This window comes from Pseudoalteromonas sp. 2CM39R, from assembly GCF_023161845.1.
Genome location: NZ_JALNTM010000003.1, coordinates 243,679 through 266,977 on the forward strand (window position 1 = coordinate 243,679; position 23,299 = coordinate 266,977).

At 39.8% G+C, this 23,299-nt stretch carries 19 protein-coding genes; 9 read left to right on the plus strand and 10 right to left on the minus strand.

The features are described from left to right. Positions 1–23: 23 nt before the first annotated feature. From glgC to MTF66_RS08440, 6 genes are read right to left on the minus strand one after another with little or no spacing between them, the layout of a single operon-like run. Complete coding sequence (gene glgC / locus MTF66_RS08415; RefSeq protein WP_010388932.1) at positions 24–1,298, minus strand: glucose-1-phosphate adenylyltransferase; 1,275 nt, start codon at positions 1,296–1,298, stop codon at positions 24–26. Between the two features lie 20 nt (positions 1,299–1,318). Further along, on the minus strand, positions 1,319–3,844 hold the full coding sequence (locus tag MTF66_RS08420) for a glycogen/starch/alpha-glucan phosphorylase (protein ID WP_248527028.1): 2,526 nt from the start codon (positions 3,842–3,844) through the stop codon (positions 1,319–1,321). Further along, complete coding sequence (gene glgX, locus MTF66_RS08425) at positions 3,837–5,900, minus strand: glycogen debranching protein GlgX (protein WP_055012004.1); 2,064 nt, start codon at positions 5,898–5,900, stop codon at positions 3,837–3,839. Before glgX ends, MTF66_RS08420 begins: the two co-directional genes overlap by 8 nt. After that, positions 5,893–8,115: a 1,4-alpha-glucan branching protein GlgB gene (gene glgB, locus MTF66_RS08430; RefSeq protein ID WP_138623395.1), complete on the minus strand. Its 2,223-nt coding sequence runs from the start codon at positions 8,113–8,115 to the stop codon at positions 5,893–5,895. Before glgB ends, glgX begins: the two co-directional genes overlap by 8 nt. Continuing rightward, positions 8,116–10,110, minus strand: coding sequence for a 4-alpha-glucanotransferase (gene malQ / locus MTF66_RS08435; RefSeq protein WP_248527029.1), 1,995 nt, complete (start codon positions 10,108–10,110; stop codon positions 8,116–8,118). Positions 10,111–10,119: 9 nt separating this feature from the next. Continuing rightward, on the minus strand, positions 10,120–10,422 hold the full coding sequence (locus MTF66_RS08440; protein ID WP_010388937.1) for an isoamylase early set domain-containing protein: 303 nt from the start codon (positions 10,420–10,422) through the stop codon (positions 10,120–10,122). A gap of 377 nt (positions 10,423–10,799) precedes the next feature. On the opposite strand from MTF66_RS08440, the gene MTF66_RS08445 reads away from it, so the two are divergent. Then, entirely contained in the window at positions 10,800–11,723 is a 924-nt protein-coding gene (locus MTF66_RS08445; protein ID WP_248527030.1) for a hypothetical protein, read from the plus strand. Position 11,724: 1 nt separating this feature from the next. Here the strand turns inward: MTF66_RS08445 and MTF66_RS08450 are convergent, their stop codons facing one another. From MTF66_RS08450 to MTF66_RS08460, 3 genes are all read right to left on the minus strand, one after another. Further along, complete coding sequence (locus tag MTF66_RS08450; protein WP_010388940.1) at positions 11,725–12,750, minus strand: GGDEF domain-containing protein; 1,026 nt, start codon at positions 12,748–12,750, stop codon at positions 11,725–11,727. Between the two features lie 143 nt (positions 12,751–12,893). Then, a complete protein-coding gene (locus tag MTF66_RS08455) occupies positions 12,894–13,271 on the minus strand; it encodes a hypothetical protein (protein WP_010388941.1) in 378 nt (125 codons plus the stop codon). Positions 13,272–13,526: 255 nt separating this feature from the next. Further along, the gene (locus tag MTF66_RS08460) at positions 13,527–13,955 is read right to left on the minus strand and encodes an Lrp/AsnC family transcriptional regulator (protein WP_010388942.1); all 429 of its coding nucleotides are present in this window, start codon (positions 13,953–13,955) and stop codon (positions 13,527–13,529) included. A gap of 188 nt (positions 13,956–14,143) precedes the next feature. Between MTF66_RS08460 and MTF66_RS08465 the strand changes: the two genes are divergently transcribed. The 4 genes from MTF66_RS08465 to MTF66_RS08480 all read left to right on the plus strand — a co-directional run bounded on the left by MTF66_RS08465 (position 14,144) and on the right by MTF66_RS08480 (position 18,759). Further along, positions 14,144–15,349, plus strand: a complete 1,206-nt coding sequence (locus MTF66_RS08465) for an aspartate aminotransferase family protein (RefSeq protein ID WP_248527031.1) — start codon at positions 14,144–14,146, stop codon at positions 15,347–15,349. A gap of 69 nt (positions 15,350–15,418) precedes the next feature. After that, positions 15,419–16,453, plus strand: coding sequence for an arginine N-succinyltransferase (astA, locus tag MTF66_RS08470; RefSeq protein WP_010388944.1), 1,035 nt, complete (start codon positions 15,419–15,421; stop codon positions 16,451–16,453). Positions 16,454–16,461: 8 nt separating this feature from the next. After that, positions 16,462–17,928 carry a succinylglutamate-semialdehyde dehydrogenase gene (astD, locus tag MTF66_RS08475; RefSeq protein ID WP_248527032.1) on the plus strand — a complete coding sequence of 489 codons (1,467 nt, stop codon included), beginning with the start codon at positions 16,462–16,464 and terminating at the stop codon, positions 17,926–17,928. A gap of 27 nt (positions 17,929–17,955) precedes the next feature. Continuing rightward, positions 17,956–18,759 carry a DUF1338 domain-containing protein gene (locus tag MTF66_RS08480; RefSeq protein WP_010388946.1) on the plus strand — a complete coding sequence of 268 codons (804 nt, stop codon included), beginning with the start codon at positions 17,956–17,958 and terminating at the stop codon, positions 18,757–18,759. A gap of 71 nt (positions 18,760–18,830) precedes the next feature. Here MTF66_RS08480 and MTF66_RS08485 read toward each other — a convergent pair whose 3' ends face one another. Then, the gene (locus tag MTF66_RS08485) at positions 18,831–20,111 is read right to left on the minus strand and encodes a flavohemoglobin expression-modulating QEGLA motif protein (protein WP_248527033.1); all 1,281 of its coding nucleotides are present in this window, start codon (positions 20,109–20,111) and stop codon (positions 18,831–18,833) included. Between the two features lie 145 nt (positions 20,112–20,256). On the opposite strand from MTF66_RS08485, the gene MTF66_RS08490 reads away from it, so the two are divergent. The 4 genes from MTF66_RS08490 (at position 20,257) to betB (ending at position 23,296) form a co-directional block, all read left to right on the plus strand. Beyond that, positions 20,257–20,514: a DUF3081 domain-containing protein gene (locus MTF66_RS08490; protein WP_010388948.1), complete on the plus strand. Its 258-nt coding sequence runs from the start codon at positions 20,257–20,259 to the stop codon at positions 20,512–20,514. Next, on the plus strand, positions 20,514–20,816 hold the full coding sequence (locus MTF66_RS08495) for a hypothetical protein (protein WP_248527034.1): 303 nt from the start codon (positions 20,514–20,516) through the stop codon (positions 20,814–20,816). The genes MTF66_RS08490 and MTF66_RS08495 overlap by 1 nt, the downstream gene beginning before the upstream one ends. A 439-nt stretch (positions 20,817–21,255) precedes the next feature. Further along, complete coding sequence (gene betI / locus MTF66_RS08500; protein WP_081374111.1) at positions 21,256–21,831, plus strand: transcriptional regulator BetI; 576 nt, start codon at positions 21,256–21,258, stop codon at positions 21,829–21,831. 1 nt (position 21,832) lies between these two features. Further along, complete coding sequence (betB, locus tag MTF66_RS08505; RefSeq protein ID WP_248527035.1) at positions 21,833–23,296, plus strand: betaine-aldehyde dehydrogenase; 1,464 nt, start codon at positions 21,833–21,835, stop codon at positions 23,294–23,296. The last annotated feature ends 3 nt before the right edge of the window (positions 23,297–23,299 follow it).

The following is a 23,299-nucleotide window of genomic DNA, read 5'->3' on the forward strand; positions in this document are numbered from 1 at the left end:
AAGGCTTTCGCCTTGCTATTTAATTATTGATTTAACTTAGTGTCTAACTTTGTCAGCATCTCGCGGGTTACCAAAACAATTCCCTTTTTAGATACTCTAAAGCCATTGGCTTCGTCGGTTTTACGATCATAACCAATTTCTAATCCTGGGGGGATCTCACAGCTTCTATCAATAATGGCACGTTTAATTTTACACCCACGGTTAACTATAACACCGGGTAAAATAACCGACTCTTCAATAGTACAATATGAGCGAATATGTACATTAGAAAACAGCAATGACTTTCTCACTAATGAGCCTGAAATAATACAGCCACCGGATACGGTTGAATCAACAGCCATACCCCGACGATCGTCATCATCAAAAATAAACTTAGCTGGAGGAAGCTGCTCTTGGTATGTCCAAATTGGCCAAGTAGGGTCGTACAAATCCAATTGAGGCTCAGGCATAACCAACTCCATGTTCGCTTCCCAAAATGAATCTAAGGTCCCTACATCGCGCCAATAAGGTTGCCCTACTTGTGCAGGATCTCTAAATGGGTAAGCAAACACATTATGCTCTTCGATAATGGCGGGAATAATGTCATGACCAAAATCACGTCCTGAGCCTTCGGTTTGTGAATCTTTTTGTAATTGCTCAAATAAAAACTCAGTATTGAATACGTAATTACCCATTGACGCTAAACACGTACCTGGTTTGCCAGGCACAGAGCTTGGTTCAGCTGGTTTTTCGTCGAATCGTCGCACTCGATTTTCTTGATCAACGGTCATTACCCCAAAGGTGTTCGCTGCTTCTTCAACCGCGACTTCTAAACAGCATACGGTCATATCGGCACCATTTTCGACATGCTTTGCTAACAAACCGCCGTAATCCATACGATATACATGATCGCCTGACAAAATCATTACATATTTAGGTAGTTCATGGCGAATAATATCCATATTTTGAAATACCGCATCGGCAGTACCGCAATACCATTCATCACCATTACGCTGTGATGCTGGTAAAATCTCAACTGACTCGCCTAATTCCTTTTTAAAGTGCCCCCATGCACGATTTACATGGCGTATTAGCGAATGAGATTTATATTGCGTTGCAATTCCGACACGTCTTACACCAGAGTTAATACAATTTGATAGTGGAAAATCAATAATACGGTGCTTGCCGCCAAAATAAACGGCTGGTTTTGCACGCCAGTCTGTTAGCTCATGAAGACGAGAACCTCGTCCGCCGGCTAGAATGAGTGCATAGGTGTCTCTGGTTAAATTACTTATATAGCGATTTGCATAACTGGGCATATTACTCTCTCCATTTAGTGTCAGCTATTAGTGTCAGTGTTTGTTTTTACTGTTTGCTGTGAAGTATCTAGTGGGGTTAAGTGCCATATGTCATCACAATATTGGCCTATTGTTCTGTCACTAGAAAATAAACCACTGGCCGCGGTATTTAAAATACTCATTTGAGTCCAGTGGGTTTGATCAGCGTACGCTTTATCCACTTCACGCTGCGCTGCAATGTAACTGGCAAAGTCATGTGCGGTTAGCCATGCATCGTCTTTGCTTTTAATGCCGCTAATGACATCATCAAATAAGCCGGGTTCAAATAGATTAAAATGACCACTTTCAAGGAGATGCATCACGCTATTTAGATCTGAGTTATTCGCAATAATTTCACTGGGATTATAATGCGCTCTAATTTCGTCAATGTGCTCGGCTTGTGCGCCAAATAAGAAGAAGTTTTCAGCTCCTACTGCATCGCGGATTTCAATATTCGCGCCATCTAACGTGCCTATTGTGAGCGCACCATTCATCATAAACTTCATGTTGCCGGTACCGGATGCTTCTTTACCTGCTGTAGAAACTTGCTCCGACAAATCTGTTGCAGGACATATAGTTTCCATGGCGGTCACATTGTAATTTGGTAAAAAGGCAACTCTTAAAAACATCGATACTTCAGGGTCTTTGTTGATCACCTCAGCAACATTATTAATCAGTTTAATAATTTTCTTCGCCATCATATAACCAGGTGCGGCTTTACCTCCGAGTAATACACAACGAGGTACCATGCCTTGTGTATCGCCACGACGAATGCGGTCGTATAAATGAATAACATGTAGGACATTGAGTAACTGGCGCTTATATTCATGAATACGCTTTACCTGCACATCAAATAGCATATTTACATCAAACTCGACGCCACACTTTTGTTTTACTAAATCGACTAAACGCTGCTTGTTTTGCCGTTTTGTCTGCTGCCATGTTACGTGCAATTGCGGATCATCATAAAAACGGCGTAATTGGCTAATTTTTGCAAAGTCGCCTACCCAGTCTTTTCCTATTTTCTCGCTAATAATATGGCTCAGACCCGGATTACAATAAGCAAGCCAACGCCTTGGTGTCACCCCATTGGTTTTGTTATTAAACTTTTCAGGCCATAATGAGTAAAAATCTTTAAACAAACCCGCAGTTAATAACTGGGTATGCAGTGCGGCTACGCCATTGACTGAATAACTACCAACAATGGCTAAGAAAGCCATGCGAATTTGCGGCTCTTCGCCCTCTTCAATTAATGATAAGTCTCGTTGCTTTTGCACATCACCCGGCCAATGCCTTGCAACCTCTGCTAAGAAACGGGCATTAATTTCATAAATAATTTCTAAAATACGTGGTAATAATTTAGCAAATAACCCCACTGACCACTTCTCTAATGCCTCCGGCAATAAAGTGTGATTTGTATAAGCCATGGTTTTGGTTGTGATGTTCCATGCCTGATCCCAGTCGAGTTCATGGTCGTCAACTAAAATTCGCATCAGCTCTGCCACGGCAATACTAGGATGAGTGTCGTTAAGCTGAAAAACATGATGCTGAGCAAAATCAGTAAAATTATCTCCGTATTGCTCAATCCACTGGCTCAGTACATCTTGAATGCTTGCCGATGATAAAAAGTATTGCTGGCGTAAACGCAGTTCTTTACCATTTTCACTGCTGTCGTTAGGGTACAACACCATGGTTATTTGCTCTGCGAGGTTTTTTTGTGCCACCGCTTCTGAATAACTACCGGCATTAAATTCGGCTAAATTAAATTCATCGGTTGCTTCAGACTTCCAAAGCCTAAGGGTATTAACAATATTATTTTTATAGCCCGGAATGGGAACATCATAAGGAACCGCAAGCACATCTTGGGAGCTCATCCACTGGCGATGTTCACGACCAAATTTATCGGTATAACTTTGTACATAACCCGAGAACTTAACTCGTTTAGCTTGCTCTGGTGCGCTCAATTCCCAAGGGTGACCTTCGCGTAGCCAGTTATCTGGCTGCTCAATTTGGTAGCCTTCTTTTATTGATTGATTAAACATGCCGTATTCATAGCGAATTCCATAACCCACTACTGGCAGCGCTAAACTCGCGCAACTATCTAAAAAGCATGCCGCTAAGCGCCCCAAGCCACCATTACCTAAGCCGGCATCATGCTCTGCTTGTTCTACATTTTCCAGCTCAGTACAGTAAGCTTGCAGTGCAGTACTTACCTGAGATTCTAAATCAAGGTTGAGTACCGCATTACCCAGTGCTCTACCCATTAAAAACTCTAGCGATAAATACGCTGTTTTGCGGCGTTTTTGTTGTTTAATTTGCTGATTAGTTTCTCTGCAACGCGCAACGAGTCTATCTCTTATTGTCAGCGCCAATGCATGATATAAATACAACTGCGACTCTCCCACCACATCACGCCCTAAGGTGTAATAAAAGTGGCGAGTTAAATCATCACTTAAGGTACTTTCATCAATAACCGGGCCTTCTTGCCAGCCTTTTACCACACACACTTGCTCGTCTTGCTTAGTCATAATCTTCGCCTTCTAAATTGGCACTAAAAACCCAACTACTTTGTGCTGAAATATTCACGGTTGCATCTTCTTCAACAACAGTTGATGCGTTATTTACGCTTGATAACACTAACGCCCATGTCGCAGTAATGGGCGATTGTGGTAATTGGCAGACCACGGGCTGTTTACTGGCGTTTAAAATAATTAATAAGGCGTGCTTATTTTGCTTATCAAGTAAGCTATACATTAAAAATTGTCGCGTATCTTCATGCCAATGTGTTTCATCCATTTTTTTACCTTGCTCGGTGAACCACTTAACGGTGAAACGTTCATCAATATCATCTAAAAACACACTGTGTTTAAACGCACTGTGACCGTGCCTAATTTTTAATGCATCATCTATAAACTGAATTAAGCAATGGTTTAGTTGTGAGTCTTTCCATGCCAGCCAGCTTGTGCGGTTATTCTGGCAATAAGCGTTATTATTACCACCTTGAGAATGGGCCATTTCACTGCCAGCGGCTATCATTGGCACCCCTTTAGAGAGTAGCAAGGTAAGTAAAAAGTTTTTTTGTTGTTGGAGCCGTAAGTTTATTATTTCAGGATCGCTACTAAATCCCTCAACTCCGCAATTAAACGAATAATTAGCGCTGTGGCCATCTTGATTGTTTTCACCATTTGCTTGGTTATGTTTGTGCTCATAACTGACTAAGTCGGCAAGGGTAAAACCATCATGACTGGTAATAAAATTAATACTATTAAGCGGGCCGCGGTTACTGTGTTCAAAAATATCAAACGAGCCATGTAAACGCTTAGCTACATCACTAATAATGCCTTTTTCACTTTGCCAAAAGCGTTTAATCACATCACGGTATTGATCATTCCACTCACGCCAAGGAGCAGGAAAAGCACCTAACTGATACCCGCCAGGCCCTATATCCCACGGCTCACTAATCAGTTTTACCTTATTTAATATAGGATCTTGTGCAACGGCCTGTAAAAACGTATGAGACGCACTAAAACCCGTACTTGAACGCCCTAAAATGGTGGCTAAATCAAATCGAAAGCCATCAACCCCCATAACTTCCACCCAATAACGCAAGCTATCAAGAACCAATTGCAAGGTTTTTGGATGATCAATATTTAAGGTGTTACCACAGCCAGTATCATTTATATATACATTGGGCTGCCCATTAATAGTGCGATAATAAGTGAGGTTATCGAAGCCACGTAAAGACAATATAGGTCCATCACTGCCGCCCTCAGCAGTATGGTTGTATACAACATCTAAAATAACTTCAATATTGGCGCGATGTAGTTCGCTGACCATCTGTTTAAATTCGTTTATATCGTCATTAACCAAATAGTCTTTGTGGGGAGTAAAAAAATTGATGCTATTGTAGCCCCAGTAATTTTGCAGGCCTTTAGTAATTAAAAACTGTTCACTTATAAACGCATGCACAGGCAAAAGCTCAATAGCGGTCACCCCTAAACTTTTTAAATGCTCAATAAAGCACGGGTGGCTTAGGCCTAAAAACGTGCCTTGCTGTACTTTTGGAATACCTGGATGACGACACGTAGCACCTTTTACATGACACTCATAAATTACCGTATTAGCCCAGCTATGCTGTGGCTTTTTATTGGTATAAGCAACCGATGTAGTCACTTTAGATTTAGGCATATCTATCGCATTATTAACCTCGCTTTTAGTGCCTATCGGCATTTGTCCGTAATGGCGCTCGCTCCAAGTAAACTCGTTAAACAAGTCTTTTGCATAAGGGTCAATCAGCAACTTATGTTCATTAAATAGCATGCCCTTTTCATGGTTATACTCACCATCAACCCTAAAGCCATATAATGCGCCAGCGCTAAGTGGCGCAACGTGAATACTCCACACCCCGCCTTCATTAATATTCATAGCTATTTTTAATATTTCTGTATGGCCACTTTTATCAAATAAACAAACAAAAGCTTGGCTTGCATTAGGGGCGTATAAGGCAAAGTTGACGCCGTTGTTTTGTACAGTCGATCCCAATGGAAGAGATGCACCATGGGTAACCTCAAAGCAATTACTCATCATTCACCTTTTGCAAGTAAACAGTGGTTAAGCCACCCATCTGTAATGTAATACTGTGATCAAAGCCATGGCTTGGTTGATTAATTGAATGAATAAGTTGGCTTGGCTCATCAGTGATATTAATGCCTGAGCCAAAAAAACATGACTCATCAGTATTTAATATCACCTTATAACTGCCTTCAGCAGGCACGCCTAAAGTAAAGTGTTGATATGCTGTAGGGGTAAAATTAGCGACAATAACCATAAAATCGTCAGCACTTTTGGCATAACGAATAAAGCTAAATATACTTTGCTGACTGTTATTATTATCTATCCATGAAAAACCAGTAGCGCAACTATCAAGCTCATAAAGTGCTGGATGTGCTTGATACACATGATTAAGGCGTTTAACCGTATCTTGAATACCTTGATGACTTTGGTGTTCAAGCAAGTGCCAGTCTATTGAATTGTCATGATCCCACTCTTTTCGCTGTGCTATTTCGGCGCCCATAAACAGTAGTTTTTTTCCTGGATGCGCCCACATAAACGCATAATAAGCCCGTAAATTAGCAAACTGTTGCCAATCGTCACCAGGCATTTTGTTTAGTAGTGAGCCTTTGCCATGCACCACTTCATCATGACTGAGCGGTAAAATGTAATTTTCACTAAAGGCATACACCATAGAAAATGTCATTTTATGATGATGGTATTTCCTAAATAGTGAGTCTTGCTGCATGTAATGCAGGCTGTCGTTCATCCAGCCCATATTCCATTTGTAACCAAAGCCCAAACCATTATGCTCAACGCTTTGCGTTACTCCGGGCCACGCCGTTGACTCCTCAGCAACCATCATAATACCGGGGTTATTTTTATAACTGCGTATGTTTACCTGTTTAAGGCACTCAATTGCCCCTAAGTTTTCTCTGCCACCGTAGCAATTAGCCACCCATTGCCCTTCTTTTCGGCTGTAATCAAGATACAACATAGATGCCACCGCATCTACTCGCAGTCCATCTATGCCAAATTGACTGAGCCAATACATTGCATTTGATATTAAAAAGCTTTTAACTTCAGGGCGATCGTAATTATAAATATAGGTATTCCAATCAGGGTGAAACCCTTGACGCATATCAGCATGTTCATATAAATGGGTGCCATCAAAACAATGTAACCCATGAGGGTCGCTTGGAAAGTGCCCCGGCACCCAATCGAGTAAAATACCGATATTGGCTTTATGGCATTGCTCAACTAAGTATTTAAAGCTGTTGTAATCACCAAAGCGGCTTGTAGGCGCAAACAAGCCTACCGGCTGATAACCCCAAGAACCATCAAACGGGTATTCACTGATAGGCATAAGTTGTAAATGCGTAAACCCCATTTTAACCACGTAACTTACAAGCTTATCTGCCAGCTCGCTGTAGCTTAAATAACGATTATGCTCAGCGCGTTGCCAAGAACCTAAGTGCACTTCATAAATACTAATAGCGGCATCAATATGATTACGCTTTTGCCTATTTTTGATCGCTTGTTCACTAAGCGTGATAGGGGTGGGTTTGTATTGTAAAATGCTTGCTGTACCAGGCGCTTGCTGCATTTTAAAAGCAAATGGATCGGCTTTATCTAAAACTTCACCACTGATTGTGGTGATAGCAAATTTGTAGCACATATCGGCGCACAGCTCCGGGATAAATAACTCCCATACTCCACTGGCCGGATGAAATCGCATAAAGTGACGATTGGACTGCCAAAAGTTAAATTCACCAATCACTGAAACGCTGGCAGCATTTGGCGCCCACACACAAAAACGAACACCGTCAACGCCCTGTTGAGTAATAAATTGCGCGCCTAAGTGCGCATAAGCATGCTCAAGACTCCCTTCATTGAACAAGTACATTGCTTGCTCATCAAGGGTACTACTAAAACTGTATTCATCGTAAAAGGAAATATTATTGCTTTTATAGCTAACATGGCATCGATACACACTGCTCGGCATGCTTGATAGCTCAGCTATAAATAAATCACTTTGTTTATAGCGCAATGCAGTAATTGTTTGATCACCAATTAACAATTCAACCTGCAGTGCTGCTGGCAAATACACTCGAACTTCTATGCCGCTTTGTGTACTGTGCGCTCCTAAAAAACTAAATGGGTCTTTAAAGCGTCCTGCTGCGAGCGCAGTAACTTGTGAATCATAATCAGTCACTGGCGTTGATTTCATATTTTTTATACTGCCCATTTATCCATTCCTCATTGAATGTATTGCAGTCAAAAGTGATGCGTTATCAGTAAAAATATCCTCGCACGTATGTGTTAACACCCGTCTCCAATTGGGATACTCTTTATCTGTACCCGGAATGTTAACTGGGTAGCATTGTTTGTCTAAGTCATCAATTTGTAGGGCAAATAATCGCGATGGCGACTTTGCTAAACACAAAGCCAGCGCGCTATAAATCGCAAAAGCATCGGTGTTTAATGACATGTCAGAATGTGTGTCTTGTGCATTAATAAAATCAACTAACCGTTGTTGCTCTTGTTGACGTTGCTGCACTAGCTGCTGGTGTTTAGTGGCATCAATCAGCTGATACTGTTGTTTGAGGGTTAAATCACTATGCTGCCACCAGCCAACAAATGGCGGTACGTCATGATTGGCAATCATTAGCAGGCATTGTTCGCTAAGATCATCACGATTAACAAATTCATCATTTTGTTGTTTTTCGAAATAAAATAAACTGTTTGAAAAAATTCCACTGCTCACCAGCGCTTCTTTTACTTCAGGTGGCACAACACCTAAATCTTCGCCTATCACGACAGCCTTATTTAGGTGAGATTCTATTTTCAAAATAGCTAACAAGTGCTCGAATGGATAGTAAACATAGCAACCATCTTGGCTGTTATTATTGTTAAAGCACCACCATAAACGTCTAATTGCCATAACATGATCAATGCGTAATCCACCCACAGCATTCATATTGGCGCGTATAAGTGAGCGGTAAAAGTAATAGTTATTGTCAGCAAGGCGCTGAGGATTTATTGCTGGCAAACCCCAATTTTGGCCACTTTCAGCCCAAGGATCTGGTGGAGCTCCTACAGTCGCATCTTGGCTAAACAGTTTCTGCTGATGTTTATATTCGCTGCCCTCTTTGGCACAGCCAACTGCTAAGTCGTTAATCAAACCAATCGCCATTCCTTGGTCGATACAATGTTGTTGGCACAGTATGAGTTGGCTGTGTGCCTGCCATTGCAGGTAATGGTCGAATGTCGGCTGCGTAGTTTCTAGCATAGCAAGTACATCGCGGTGCTGTTTACAAAAGGCTGTAAACTCGTCTTGCCGTGCTTGACTACCCTGTTGTTGAAAATGCGCAAAAAGCAGTTTAAAGGCATTATATTTCTGCTCAGTAACCGTTTTATAATTAATAAAGGTTATATCTTGCTCGCTGTGCGACGTTAAACAACAAGAAGATAAGTAATCATCTAAAGTGGGGTTGTTAATACTATCTGTCGATAAGTTAATTGCTATATACAATGGATTGAGTAACGCGCGGTTACTGGGGTTATAGGGACTAGCGCACTCTGGGTTATCTGCAAATAATAAGTGCAGAGGATTAAGTAAAATATAATCCATTTTTTGTTTTGCACATAACGTGGTTAATTCAAGTAAATCATTAAAATCACCAATTCCCATTCCGGCTTGGTTTTTTAATGTATATAACTGAATTGATAAGCCAAGGCGTTTACTATCGGCAATTTGATAAACTTGTTTAGGGATAGACCAAATTTGTGTAGTTGCCGATTGCGCTCCCATACTCAGCAACGCATCATAATAACCCGTAGGTAAATGGGTAAGTGGCAACGCTATTTCAATATAACGGCAGTCATTTAAAAAATACTCGCCTAATGGCGCATAGTCAGCAATTTGTTCAAATTGTAGCTTAATATTTAATGCAGGTATGTTAAGCGTAATTTTATGGTGCGCGTCGGTTTCTTTAATACGTACTTTAAGCACATTGCTAGGCTGTTTTACTAAGCTAACAGCCGGTGCAAGCGTTAACCAAGTGGCCGCATCTAATTGGTAATTTAACTTATCTATTTGCTCTGCATCACTGGTGTCAACGCCACAACACTGTAAGGCTAACTTGCGCGTTTGTTCGCTAAAAACAACGTGTTCACCAGTGTACTTAGTGTATTCATAGCCTATTCCATGCAAATAAAATAATTGCGATAGTGCGTCCATTCACCAACCTTAATTAATGCGTTGTGTATTTACTATACTGTTCTCTGAACCAAAATTATTAGCCCGATAACCATCAGCCTGATGGTCGTTATCCCACTGCTTACCATTAATCAAATAACGAAAGTGAAACTCTTTATCAACAGGCAAACGCTGTTTACACTTAAACACACCCAACTTTTTATTTAATTTCATTGGCACTGGCTGCCAATCATTAAACTCCCCAAGTAAACAGACATCATCAGCATCAGGATGAGAAAATTCAAACGTGACTTCTGCTTCGTTTTTTGTCTTAAAAAAGCGTTTATTCAACATAATAGGCTCCAACTAAACCGTAAGGGTTATTCATCTTTGCCACAGGCCAAACAGCTTAAATAGGCGATGTGGAATCCATTCATTCACATAAAAACAAGCTTAAAGTTAAACAAAACTTTATTTACGCATTATTACAGTGCGTTATTTATTTTACCGCACTAGGTTGGTGCAGTTTTTAACCATTTTGAACAGGTTTTTAGGTAAGCTCTTTAACTGAGCAATTTTTAAACCAACTACACCCGATTAAATTTCTTTTACAACAATTCACACATAATCGTTTTTTATTACCGCATTGAGGTTAAAAAACCTTTAGCTTAACCACATCATCAGCGATAATAATTATCTACCTAGCCAATGCCGATAAATATTTAAAAACTATGATTAAAAAAAGTATTCTTATTACCTCTGTTATTGTTTTTCTCACTACCATCGCTGTTGTGGGTAGTTCAATTTATACACTATATAGTAAAAAGCTTGTCTCTGTAGACCCAAAGTTAAAAGAAATTTCCGGCATTGAGTTTGATAAATATAAACGTCTGTGGGCTATTAATGACAGTGGCGACGAACCTAAGCTATATAGACTCAATGACAATGGCTCTATCGCTAAAGAAATTTTAGTCAGCAACGCAAAAAACATTGATTGGGAGGACATGACACAAAATAAATTTGGTCATTTTTTCTTGGGTGACTTTGGTAATAATAAAAATGAACGTAAGTGGCTAACCATTTATAAAATAGAAAACCCGATTGATATTAAAACAAATACCACTGAAGCCGAGATAATTAAATTTACCTACCCAGAATTAGACGGCAGTCCAATACAACCTGATCAACGCAATTATGACTTAGAAGCTTTTGTCGCTTTTGGCCGGCACTTATATTTATTTACTAAAAACCGAACTGAACCCTTTGATGGTATTACCAATGTTTACAAAGTAGGCGATCATGCAGCAAATTTTGACGCCCAGCTAATTGACTCATTTAGAACCTGCACCACCATGGAAAAGTTATGCTGGATCACCTCTGCAGCACTCAGCCCAGATAGAAAAAAACTTGCGCTACTAGACTCAACCAGCATTTGGCTGTTTGAAAATTTTAAAGGGGATAAGTTTTTCTCTGGTGATGTGTCTAAAATTGATCTTGGTATTGTGACCCAAAAAGAAGCGATCACGTTTTATGATGATAATACAATTGCCTTTACTGATGAGGAATTTAAAGGCATTGGCGGTAATGTTTATTTTTTAAAGCTCGATCAAGTTACTAAGGTAAAGGTACAGCGAAGCCACGCACAAGCCCAGTAGGTTAAAATAAATCTATTTCTGAATCGTTTTCTTGTACGTTGATTAGCTGTTCAGCGATTAAATCTTCGTATACACAAAACTTATCTCGGCCATTATTTTTAGCGTAATACAGTGCTTTGTCGGCGCTTTCTATTACAGTGATTGGGAAATCATAAGGGCTAATACGTGCTAAACCAGCACTGATCGTCATGTTTTCAACAAAAGGAAACGAAGTATTTCTGACGAGTTGTAAAAATTCTGCCATTTTATTACATATGGAATCTGCATCAGTGGGCTCAAAAACAATCACAAATTCTTCACCACCAAAGCGAAAAATTAAATCGGTTGAACGAAAAAAGTGACGCATTTTTTGCGCTAATATCAGCAGTACTTCATCACCGCAAATATGACCATACTTGTCGTTTATATTTTTAAAATGATCAATATCTAAAATAGCTAACCAAGAGGTAGATGCGTATTTTTGTTGCCTTTTACCCTCATCTCGAGATGAACTGTGGACTTTTAATACTTGTTTTTCAATCAGTTGCTTTATTTTTTTCTCAAAAGTTTGTCTATTTAATAGTCCTGTTAATTTATCTCTTTCGTTTTCATGAAGAATCACTAAATAATTTTCAAAAATACGACAAAAAGCATTTAACATCACCTGGGCTGGACTATCTAGGCTGTTTGAAACCACAGAAATTGCGGCGACTGTTTTCTCTTGGCGGGTAATGGGTAACCAACGGCGTTCGATGCCATCTGTTGATTGCACCGTGATAATGCAAGCAGAACGTAAGCATGATAGAAGCTCATCCTCGGGGTGTGCAACAATTTGTCGTTGTACCCACTCAAATTGCTTTTCACCAGTCACTTTCAAACAAAGGCTTTGTTCAATGGTAAGTTGACCCTGAACTTCTATGTCTTTATAAACTGAAACTTCTTTACACCCAATAAACTCTTGGATGGTCGATATCAAGCTGTATTCAAGTGAGTCTACGTCTCTGTTTTTTGTTATTTTGATAACTGAGTTTAGTAAATTTTCTTGCATTGTACTCCCTAAAGCAAACTGGGCATTAACAACTCATAAATTCAGCATAGACCACAGGGTATAATATGCTAATTAAAATATTGAAATACCAATGTCACCCAGTCAAATAGGGAGTTTCGGGCAAAATTTGAACAAAATATAACTTAGCTATTCGTCATGCAATTTATAAATTTTTCAGATACGAGCGTTATGGCAACCTTATCAGTGTACATAGCCTGACTATTTTTTGTAATAAAGTCAGCACATTGCGCTTGTGATTGTTTGAATTTTTGCTTACATGAGTTTACTGACTCACCAATAACTTCTTGATAAATACTTTCATCACATAAGCTATTGGCAAACTGACTCGCGCCAGTAATAATCTCATCAATATTGACGGGTGAGGATTCTAGTTTAAAAAATATGTCGCTGTAAGTTTCAACCGTTATGTTATCGCTTGAGTCAAATAAAGTGGCCTTTGCACTTAAATATGAGCCACCTATTATTAATAGGGCTGCAGCAGCTAGTGTTGTGTATTTCATAACATTTCCTTGTAATGTTTTTGAGCTGTTTTGCCAAAACGTCCTGTTTCTCACATTGTAATCAACTAGTGTTCTTGCATGTAATAACTATACTTATCAGGTTTGTTAAGTATTGGAGGATTGTGGCAAATGTAGGGGCGAAAAGCCTATTGATTTGGCAAAAACAATCCTTGTTTCTAATAACGAGGAGATTACAATTAAGTGAGCCTAAATGCAAATAATTAATACTCACTGAATGGTTAGAAATAAATCTAATTAACGCTTAAATTTGGTTTCTAAAATTACCGATGAACGAGTGCGCTCTACCCCATCTAAATTACCTATATCGTCTAATAAGTGGCTTAACTGCTCGAGGTTTTGAGCTTCGACAATGGCAATTAAATCAAATTCACCGCTAATTGCATACAACTGAGATATGGCATCTATTTGTTTTAACTCTACGTTGGTTTTAGTCGTTAGCTTTTGTTTGACCTTTATTGAGACATGTGCAGAAACTAAGCTATTTAAAAAATCATCTCCAAAGTCAACGTTATACCCTTTAATCACCCCACTTTGCTCCAACTTAAGCATGCGACTTTGTACTGTTGAGCGGGATAAATTTAAATGCCTTGCAAGGTCAGAAATACTTGCTCTAGCGTTCGTTTTTAATACTGATAGTAGCTTTTTATCTTGGGGAGTTATCATAATGCTAATAAGGTTCGTTATTTTGACTATTATTCTAATCATTTTTCACAAAATAGCACTGCAAATTTAATCCATAACCTTTGATAATGACATTTTTAATAAGTATGAACGCATTGTATTGCTGAATAAGCCTGAGCTTATCGTTATTTTTCAGCAACGTTTTTTATGTGATTAATTTAGGTGTAAAAATGCAAGTAACCAGAGATTTATTTAACGACGTAATGGTCCCTAATTACAACCCATCTGCAGTTATTCCCGTTCGTGGTGAAGGCTCACGCGTGTGGGATCAAAATAACAACGAATTTATCGATTTTGCCGGTGGTATTGCGGTTAATTGTTTAGGTCATTGTCACCCTGCATTAGTGGGCGCACTAAAAGAGCAAGGCGAAAAAATTTGGCACTTAGCAAATGTAATGACCAATGAGCCAGCACTTCGCTTAGCTAAGAAAATGGTTGATGCTACCTTTGCAGAAAAAGTTTACTTTGCAAACTCAGGAGCTGAAGCAAACGAAGCGGCTTTAAAGTTAGCGCGTCGCTTTGCCTTGGAAAAATTTGGTGCTGAAAAGTCTAAGATCATCGCTTTTAATAAAGGCTTTCATGGCCGTACTTTTTTCACTGTAACTGTAGGTGGCCAAGCCGCTTATTCTGATGGTTTTGGGCCAAAGCCTGCTGATATTGTTCATTGTGACTACAATGATATTGCTGCCTTTGAAGCCTTAATTGGCGATGATACTTGTGCAGTAATGATGGAGCCATTACAAGGTGAAGGCGGTATTGTGCCACCAACCAATGAGTTTGCACAAAAAGTACGTGAGCTGTGTACTAAACACAACGCACTGCTTATTTTTGATGAAGTGCAAACGGGTGTTGGCCGTACAGGTCACTTATACGCATACGAAGGCCTAGATGTTATTCCTGACATTTTAACCACGGCTAAAGCATTAGGTGGCGGTTTCCCAATTGGAGCTATGATCACGACTACTGAAATTGCAGCACACCTAAAAATAGGGACTCATGGTTCTACCTACGGTGGTAACCCATTGGCATGTGCTGTTGCAGAAGCTGCATTTGATACAGTAAATACCCCTGCGGTTTTAAATGGCGTAAAAGAACGTGAACAAATGTTCCGTGATGGTCTAAATGCCATTAACGAAAAATACCATGTATTTAGTGAAATCCGTGGTAAAGGCTTACTTATTGGTGCTGCATTAAATGAAAAATTTGAAGGCCGTGCTCGCGACTTCTTAATTGCAAGTGCTAATAACGGTTTAATGAATTTAGTAGCCGGAATGAACGTTATCCGCTTTACACCTTCATTAGTGATCCCATTTGAGGATATTAAGGAAGGCTTAGCTCGCTTTGAAAAAGCAGTAAGCGAAGTTGTAAACGGTTAATCACTAAGTAAAACATATAAAGCCCTTAGATAAATGTTTACCTCAGGGCTTTATTGGAGCAAGTAGTTAATGCAAGTATTACGTCCTATTACTGTCAATGATTTTGCAGCACTTAAAGAGATTGCCATTGAATCAGGCCATGGTTTTACCTCTTTACCTGTCGATGATGGACAACTACAAGAAAAAATAGACCGTGCACAAAACAGCTTTACTAAAAATGTAAATAAGCCTATCGATGAAAGCTATTTATTTGTTTTAGAAGACAGTGACACTGGCAAAGTAATTGGTACTACCGCCATAGAAGCGGCCGTCGGTTTGTCTGTGCCTTTGTATCACTACCATTTAGGTAAAACTGTCCATCATTCACCCACCTTAAACGTTTACAATACCGTTGATATTTTAAGTATGTGTAATGACTACACAGGCTGCTCAGAAATATGTACTTTATTTTTACGTGAAGACAGCAGAAAAGGCTTAACAGGGCGGTTTTTATCACGTTCACGCTTTTTATTTATGGCACAACATAGTGAACGCTTTGCCGACACTGTAATTGCTGAAATGCGTGGCGTAAGTGATGAACAGGGGCACTCTCCATTTTGGCAATGGTTACAAGAACACTTTTTTAGTATTGAATTTCCACAAGCTGATCACTTAGTTGGTTTAGGCGATAAAGTATTTATTAGCGAGCTTATGCCTAAATACCCTATCTATGTAAACTTGCTAAGTAAAAAAGCACAAGCGGTGATTGGTCATGTTCATGATAAAACCAAGCCTGCACTTAAGTTGCTTGAAAAAGAAGGGTTTGAACATCGTGGCTACGTTGATTTATTTGACGCAGGTCCCACGGTAGAGGCAAAGCTCGGTAATATTCGCAGTATTCGTGATTCACAAGTGTGCCCAATTACCATTGGTGAACTTGAACATATTAATGAGCAAAGCTCAGATACCCTAGCTATTTGTAATCAAGGGGTTAGCGACTTTAGAGCCACGTTCACTAAACACGCTCATTATAATCAAGCAAAGCACACCTTAGTTATCAGCCAAGAAGTAGCTGATGCACTTCATTTAAATCAAGGAGATGCAGCGCGATTTTTTCGCCTGTAACACTATTTATGAACACACAACTAATTAATAACCAATGGCACGCAGGCCAAGGCCCTGCTTTTAATTCTGTTAATCCAAGCAATGGTGAAGTTGTTTGGCAAGGTAATGGTGCCAGTCCCGAACAAGTTAGCAGTGCTATTGAAGCGGCAAGAGCCGCGCAAATTCAATGGGCAGATATGCCAATTGAACAACGTATTACCATTTTAGAAAACTTTGTTGCCCAATTAAAAGAACACAGCGAAGAATTTGCTAGCATTATTGCTCGTGAAACAGGTAAACCACTATGGGAAACGCGCACAGAAGTCGGTGCGATGACAGGCAAAGTTGCTATTGCTATCCGTGCTTACAATGAGCGAACTGGCACAACCGAAAACCCAATGCCTGGCGCAAAAGCCTTCATTCGCCACAAACCACATGGTGTAGTGGCTATTTTTGGCCCATATAATTTCCCTGGGCATTTACCAAACGGTCATATAGTCCCTGCTATATTAGCGGGTAATACCGTGGTGTTTAAACCATCAGAACTAACTCCTCACGTAGCACAGTTTACTTTAGAGCTGTGGCTAAAAGCAGGCTTACCTGCTGGGGTTATAAACCTTGTTCAAGGTGAACTAGAAACAGGTAAAGCACTTGCTTCACATCAAGATATCGATGGCTTATTTTTTACTGGTAGCTCAAACACAGGGCATTTATTACATAAACAATTTGCAGGCCATCCAGGTAAAATCTTAGCGCTTGAAATGGGCGGTAATAACCCGCTAGTGGTTAAAGATGTTGCTGATGTGAGCGCAGCAGTTCACGATATTATTCAATCGGGCTTTATTACTTCGGGTCAGCGTTGTACTTGTGCACGTCGATTATTTATTGAAAAATCAGCCAATGGCGATGCTATTTTAGAAAAGCTGATCAGCGCAACCAAAAATATCCTTGTAGATGATAGCTTTGCTGACGTTCAACCATTTATGGGTGCCATGATCAGTGAAAAAGCCGCCTTAGGCATGGTTGCAGCGCAAGCTGACCTAGTTAAACAAGGTGCTGAGGTACTCGTTGAGCTTAAACAATTAAAACCAGGCACTGGCTTTGTCAGCCCAGGTATTATTGATGTCACTAAAATCGATGAAATCGCCGATGAAGAACACTTTGGCCCGCTAATTAAAGTATATCGTTACACTGACTTTGATAGCGCTATAGCAGAGGCGAATAACACCAGCTTTGGTTTATCTGCAGGTTTACTTGCAGACAGCGAAGATGATTACAGCCACTTTTTAAAACGTATTCGTGCCGGTATTGTTAACTGGAACCGCCCTATTACAGGCGCATCAAGCGCAGCGCCATTTGGTGGCATAGGTGCCAGTGGTAACCACAGAGCTAGTGCATACTATGCTGCTGATTACTGCGCATACCCAGTGGCCTCAGTAGAGTCAGAAAAAGTTAACTTACCGCAAACCCTCGCGCCGGGCTTAATTATTGAATAACAATTTTAGAAAATTTAAGGATTTACCATGCATACTGATGTAAACACATTATTTGATAACTTATGGCAAAACTACCTAACAGTAACGCCATCAGCTGATAAAATTCATGACTTATTAGGCTCAACGCAAAAAGACGACATTATTAACGACCATATTGCACTGCGTACTTTTAACATAGAAAAAGTAGGCCTTGAAAAACTAGCTGCGCACTTTTTAGCTATTGGTTATAAAGAATGTGGTGAATATCACTTTGAAGCAAAAAAACTCTACGCCAAGCATTATGAGCATAGCGATCCGACACAGCCTAAAGTGTTTATTTCTGAATTATTAGTTGAAAAATGTTCGCCTGAGCTACAAGCAATCGTTACGGATATGGTGGCACAAATTGACGAAAGCGCTGTGACTGCCGATAATTTTTTATATTCAGGCACACATTGGCAAGTAAGCACTGATACTTACAAAAAGTTATTAGCTGAGAGCGAATATGCAGCGTGGATGTCTGCGTGGGGTTACCGTGCAAATCATTTTACTGTGAACATTAATACCTTAGCTAAATTTGATAACATCCATGATGTAAACCAAGCTCTTAAAGATGCCGGTTTTGCACTTAATACCTCAGGAGGCGAAGTAAAAGGCTCACCAGAAGTGCTATTAGAGCAATCATCAACATTAGCTGATGAATACGCTGTGACCTTTAGCGATGGCGATATGCGCATTCCTAGCTGTTTTTACGAGTTTGCTATTCGTTATCCAAAACCTGATGGTGAAATTTACACTGGATTTGTTGCAGCCTCTGCAGACAAAATTTTCGAGAGCACCAACGCACGTTAACTGTGTTGTGCTAAATTAAAAAAAGCCCATTTTGGGCTTTTTTTGTTTCTGAGAAAAAGCTCACTTATAAATCATAAAAACAACGGCTTGTAGTCGTTTTCTAATTGTTCAAATGACAAATTACCAATAAAACGACCAAAGCTCAGCCACGTAGCAAGTCCTCTTAAATCTTTAAAATGAGGCGGCACAAATTGTGGGTTTTTAATCACACCTAAATCATGTAGTTGCGATATTAACCTAAAGTCATCAATTGATATTTTACCCACCAGCAATAGCGGTAATTGGTCAATTCTGCCAAGCTGTATCGCCACCCGAATTAAGTTATAAACCAATACAAAGCCTTTTATATAAGCAATGTCTTTAGTAAACGGTAAGCCGGTTGCGGTGCTACCTCTAAATACACGCTGTGCAAGGGTGTAGCTGTCGTCTTTTGATAACCCTTGTGCTACATAATCTCGGTATATATCTACAAACTCAGCACCATCAATCACTTTGGTGACCGCTTGAATACGGTTTACTAATTTTGATAAGCGACGTGGTGTTGATTTAAGAGTGATTATTTCGGTCAGTACTGCAAGCCCTTCTTGGGTAACGGTAGAGCTTGGCGTGCCTTTACTCAAGCAAGTTAAATAAGGTTGCGCTAAGCCATTTTGAGTGGTGCCTACATGGATCCAGCCCTCGTGCACCTCTAAAATATCTAATTCGCGCTGAGAAAACTTAACATCTTGATTAAGCTTTATATTGTTAGCTCCTGCTGCCGCATCACTGACAATTCCATCACTAAGCATTACTTCCACATTAATCCCTTGCATACTGGCATTGACCTGCTCAGACAAAATACGCACCGCATCACTGGCATCAATATTTTTAGGATCTTCAGGCAAAATGTTCGCATCAAGCAAACTTTTTAATGGCTGCTCAAGCATATTAGCAAGCTCAGATAACGATGGCTCACCAGCATGAAAAAGGTCTTTTGGATGCCCAAAAAGCTCTACCGACAAGTCATGAAATTCGGCAGTACCTCGGTACTCCAGCATATTAAGCACTGTTTTATATTCGCTACACATTTTACCCATATATTGAGTTATTGGGTTTAATTGCCCCAACTGATTAATAATATTTCGGTGCAGTGTTGAAAATGCTTGGCGCAACTCACTAGGCACAAACCCTAAATCTCGCTGTTGGTAGTAAGCACGGTCTATTAAAGGATTTTTTTGGCATTTTTGCCGAAAAAACTCTTCTTTAGTCTGTTTATCCCAATTAATTGCATCGAGAATTCTAATTGGGGTTTGCAGCGCAATGAGTTGGTCGGATAAGTCACGAGTTTTTAAAAGTAACGCCTTGTCTATCATGGTAAAAGCTCAACATAGAGTGAGCTCTGAGCATAATTTATAAATTAAAAATAGCAAAGCAATATCACACATTCTTGACTATTGTTTTTATGATGATCGACCCGCATATCTATAGCGTATGAAAGAGTAAATAAAGGTGCAGACAATGAAAAATGAAATCGACAACAAACAGATTCTAGCGGTTTACGAACGTATCCAGCAACGAGGTGAAACCACAGAAGAAGGTAAGCTTTATCAGGGAGTCACTGCATTTTCTGATATTGACGGCTATACCGTTTACTTACAAGGCAGTGGCGTGTTACTACGCTTTGGATTTCATAATACCTACCATTTAGATTACGAACATGACAAACACAAAGACGATTTTTTGAAGAAACTTTACAACATAGCTAACGAAGAGTAATGCGACCAACAAATAGACGAAATAGACCAACTAGTTCGCGCAATTTGCAGTTTATTCACCAAGTTATTGCGCAATTAAAGGCTGAGCCTGAAAAGCTGCAACTGATAAAAAAGAATCTTGCTTATTACCGCGAACAAACACACTTAAAGCGCGGTTTTTTGCTCGCGATTGAACGTTTTGATTGGGTGTTTGAAGCGACTGATAACATCGACGAAATTTGTGAGCAGATCATGGCCGATGACTATATTGGCAATCGTTTAAGACGTTATCCCTTATTATTTAAAGGTGTTGTTGAAAGCTAAACAGCGCCTTATTTCCCTCCTACTTCGCGTTAACATTTGTTTAATTTACCTCCCATATTTCTCTTTGAAACCTAATTTTGATCGCAACAACATATCTATTCCCTTTACCTTTATATAAATGCCCTGCTGGTAAAAAATACAATTAGTACTCTAATAGTTATCGCACTAACAAATAAATCACCAAAAGTTTCACTCACCTCGTAAAGAATTGATTACACTATAAAGAACAACACCAATAAAACATACAAACCATTGTTATTTAAAGACTTTAAACAAGGTCTTGAGTTGTTAATTTTGCATCATTTCATACTCATTTTGTTAATTATTTATCCATACTTTACTCTCTTGCCATTTACACAAGCCTTGAATTGTTAGAGCTATTACCTTAAGCTTATCTTTATTGAACGATCAATTAATAAAAATTATGCCTAAAGTTGGAATGGAACCTGTAAGGCGTCAGCAGCTAATTGACGCGACTATAGAGTCAGTTGCTCAAAAAGGATTACAGGCGACTACGATCAATAGTATTAGTAAAAATGCTGGAATGTCATCAGGCATAATTAGCCATTACTTTGGTGGGAAACAGGGGCTAATTGAAGCAACTGTGCGTTACTTACTCTCGAACTTGAAAGACGACTTAATTAGTAAGGTTAATGAAAATACCACAGCAACTCAAAGGTTAATGTTTATTGTTGAATCAAACTTTGCGCTAGTACAACAACGTAAAGACACCACGCGGACGTGGTTAAGTTTTTGGGCGCAATCAATGCACGATAAGGAACTTCATCGTTTACAAAATGTAAACAGTAAACGCTTGCAAAGCAATTTAACTGTTTCATTTAAGCAATTAATGCCTTTAGCGCAAGCAACTCTCGCGGCTGAATTAACCGCAGCAATGATTGATGGCTTATGGCTTCGTGCCGTATTAAGCCAATCAGACGAAAATCAGTTTAAACACAGTGAATCACTAGCTAAAAACTACGTGCATTCACTTATCAAGCAATATGGAGCCTAACGTGACTACACCTATCTATCAAAACTTTATCAACGGCCAATTCCTTGCAAATAAAAGCGGCGAAACATTTGATGTAGTAAATCCTGCAACCGGCCAGGTAATTTATGCCGTTGAAGTCGCTGACCAGCATGTTCAAAACGCAGCGATAGAAAGTGCAAAACAAGGCTTTAAAGTTTGGTCAGCGATGACCCCTATTGAGCGCAGCCGTATTTTACTAAACGCCGTTGCTATTTTACGCGAGCGCAATGATGAGCTTGCACTGGTTGAAGTGCTCGATACTGGTAAACCAATGCAAGAAGCTAACTGCGTAGATGTTGAAACAGGCGCAGATGTAATTGAATATTTTGCAGGTCTTGCCCCTGCACAAGTTGGTCAACAACAAATGGTTGGCGATGACTTTTACTACACACGCAAAGAGCCTTTAGGTATTTGTGCCGGTATTGGTGCATGGAACTACCCATTACAAATTGCATGTTGGAAATCAGGCCCAGCCCTCGCAGCGGGTAATGCATTTATTTTTAAGCCGTCTGAAGAAACGCCGCTTGGTGCAATTAAATTAGCCGAGGTGTTTATTGAAGCAGGCGTCCCTGCTGGCGTATTTAATGTAGTTCAAGGCGCTGGTGAAGTAGGCCAATGGCTTACTGCACATCAAGATATTGAAAAAGTATCATTTACTGGTGAAGTAGATACCGGTAAAAAAGTAGTCGCCAGTGCTGCAGGCACATTAAAAGATGTGACTATGGAACTAGGTGGTAAATCGCCATTATTAGTATTTGATGACGCCAACATTGAGCAAGCAGTAAGTGCTGCCATGCTAGGTAACTTTTATACCCAAGGTGAAATTTGTACGAACTGCACTCGTATTTATGTTCACAAGAATGTGTATCAACAATTTATTGATGAACTTAAAACACGTACCGAAAACAATATTATTGCCGGTGACCCGCAAGATTTAAATACTAACTTTGGCGCGCTTATTTCTAAGAAGCATCAAGATTTAGTGATGAGTTACATCGACAAAGGCCTTGAAGAAGGCGCAACATTATTAACCGGTGGCTCAACGCTTTCACCAGCATCAGCGCCAAATGGCTATTTTGTAGCGCCGACAGTGTTTGTTGATTGCAACGATGAAATGACCATCGTTAAAGAAGAAATTTTTGGCCCAGTAATGAGCGTTTTAGTATTTGATGATGAAGATGATGTAATTGCACGTGCTAACGGCACTCACTTAGGTTTAGCTGCAGGCGTTTTCACTAGCGACATTAAACGCGCTCATCGCGTAATTCATCAACTTCAAGCCGGTATTTGTTGGATTAATGCTTACGGTAACTCGCCAGCAGAAATGCCAGTGGGTGGCTATAAGCAATCGGGTATTGGTCGTGAAAATGGTATAGAAACACTTGATCATTACACGCAAACTAAGTCTGTTTATGTTGGTATGGCCGACATAGAAAGCCCGTTTTAAGGA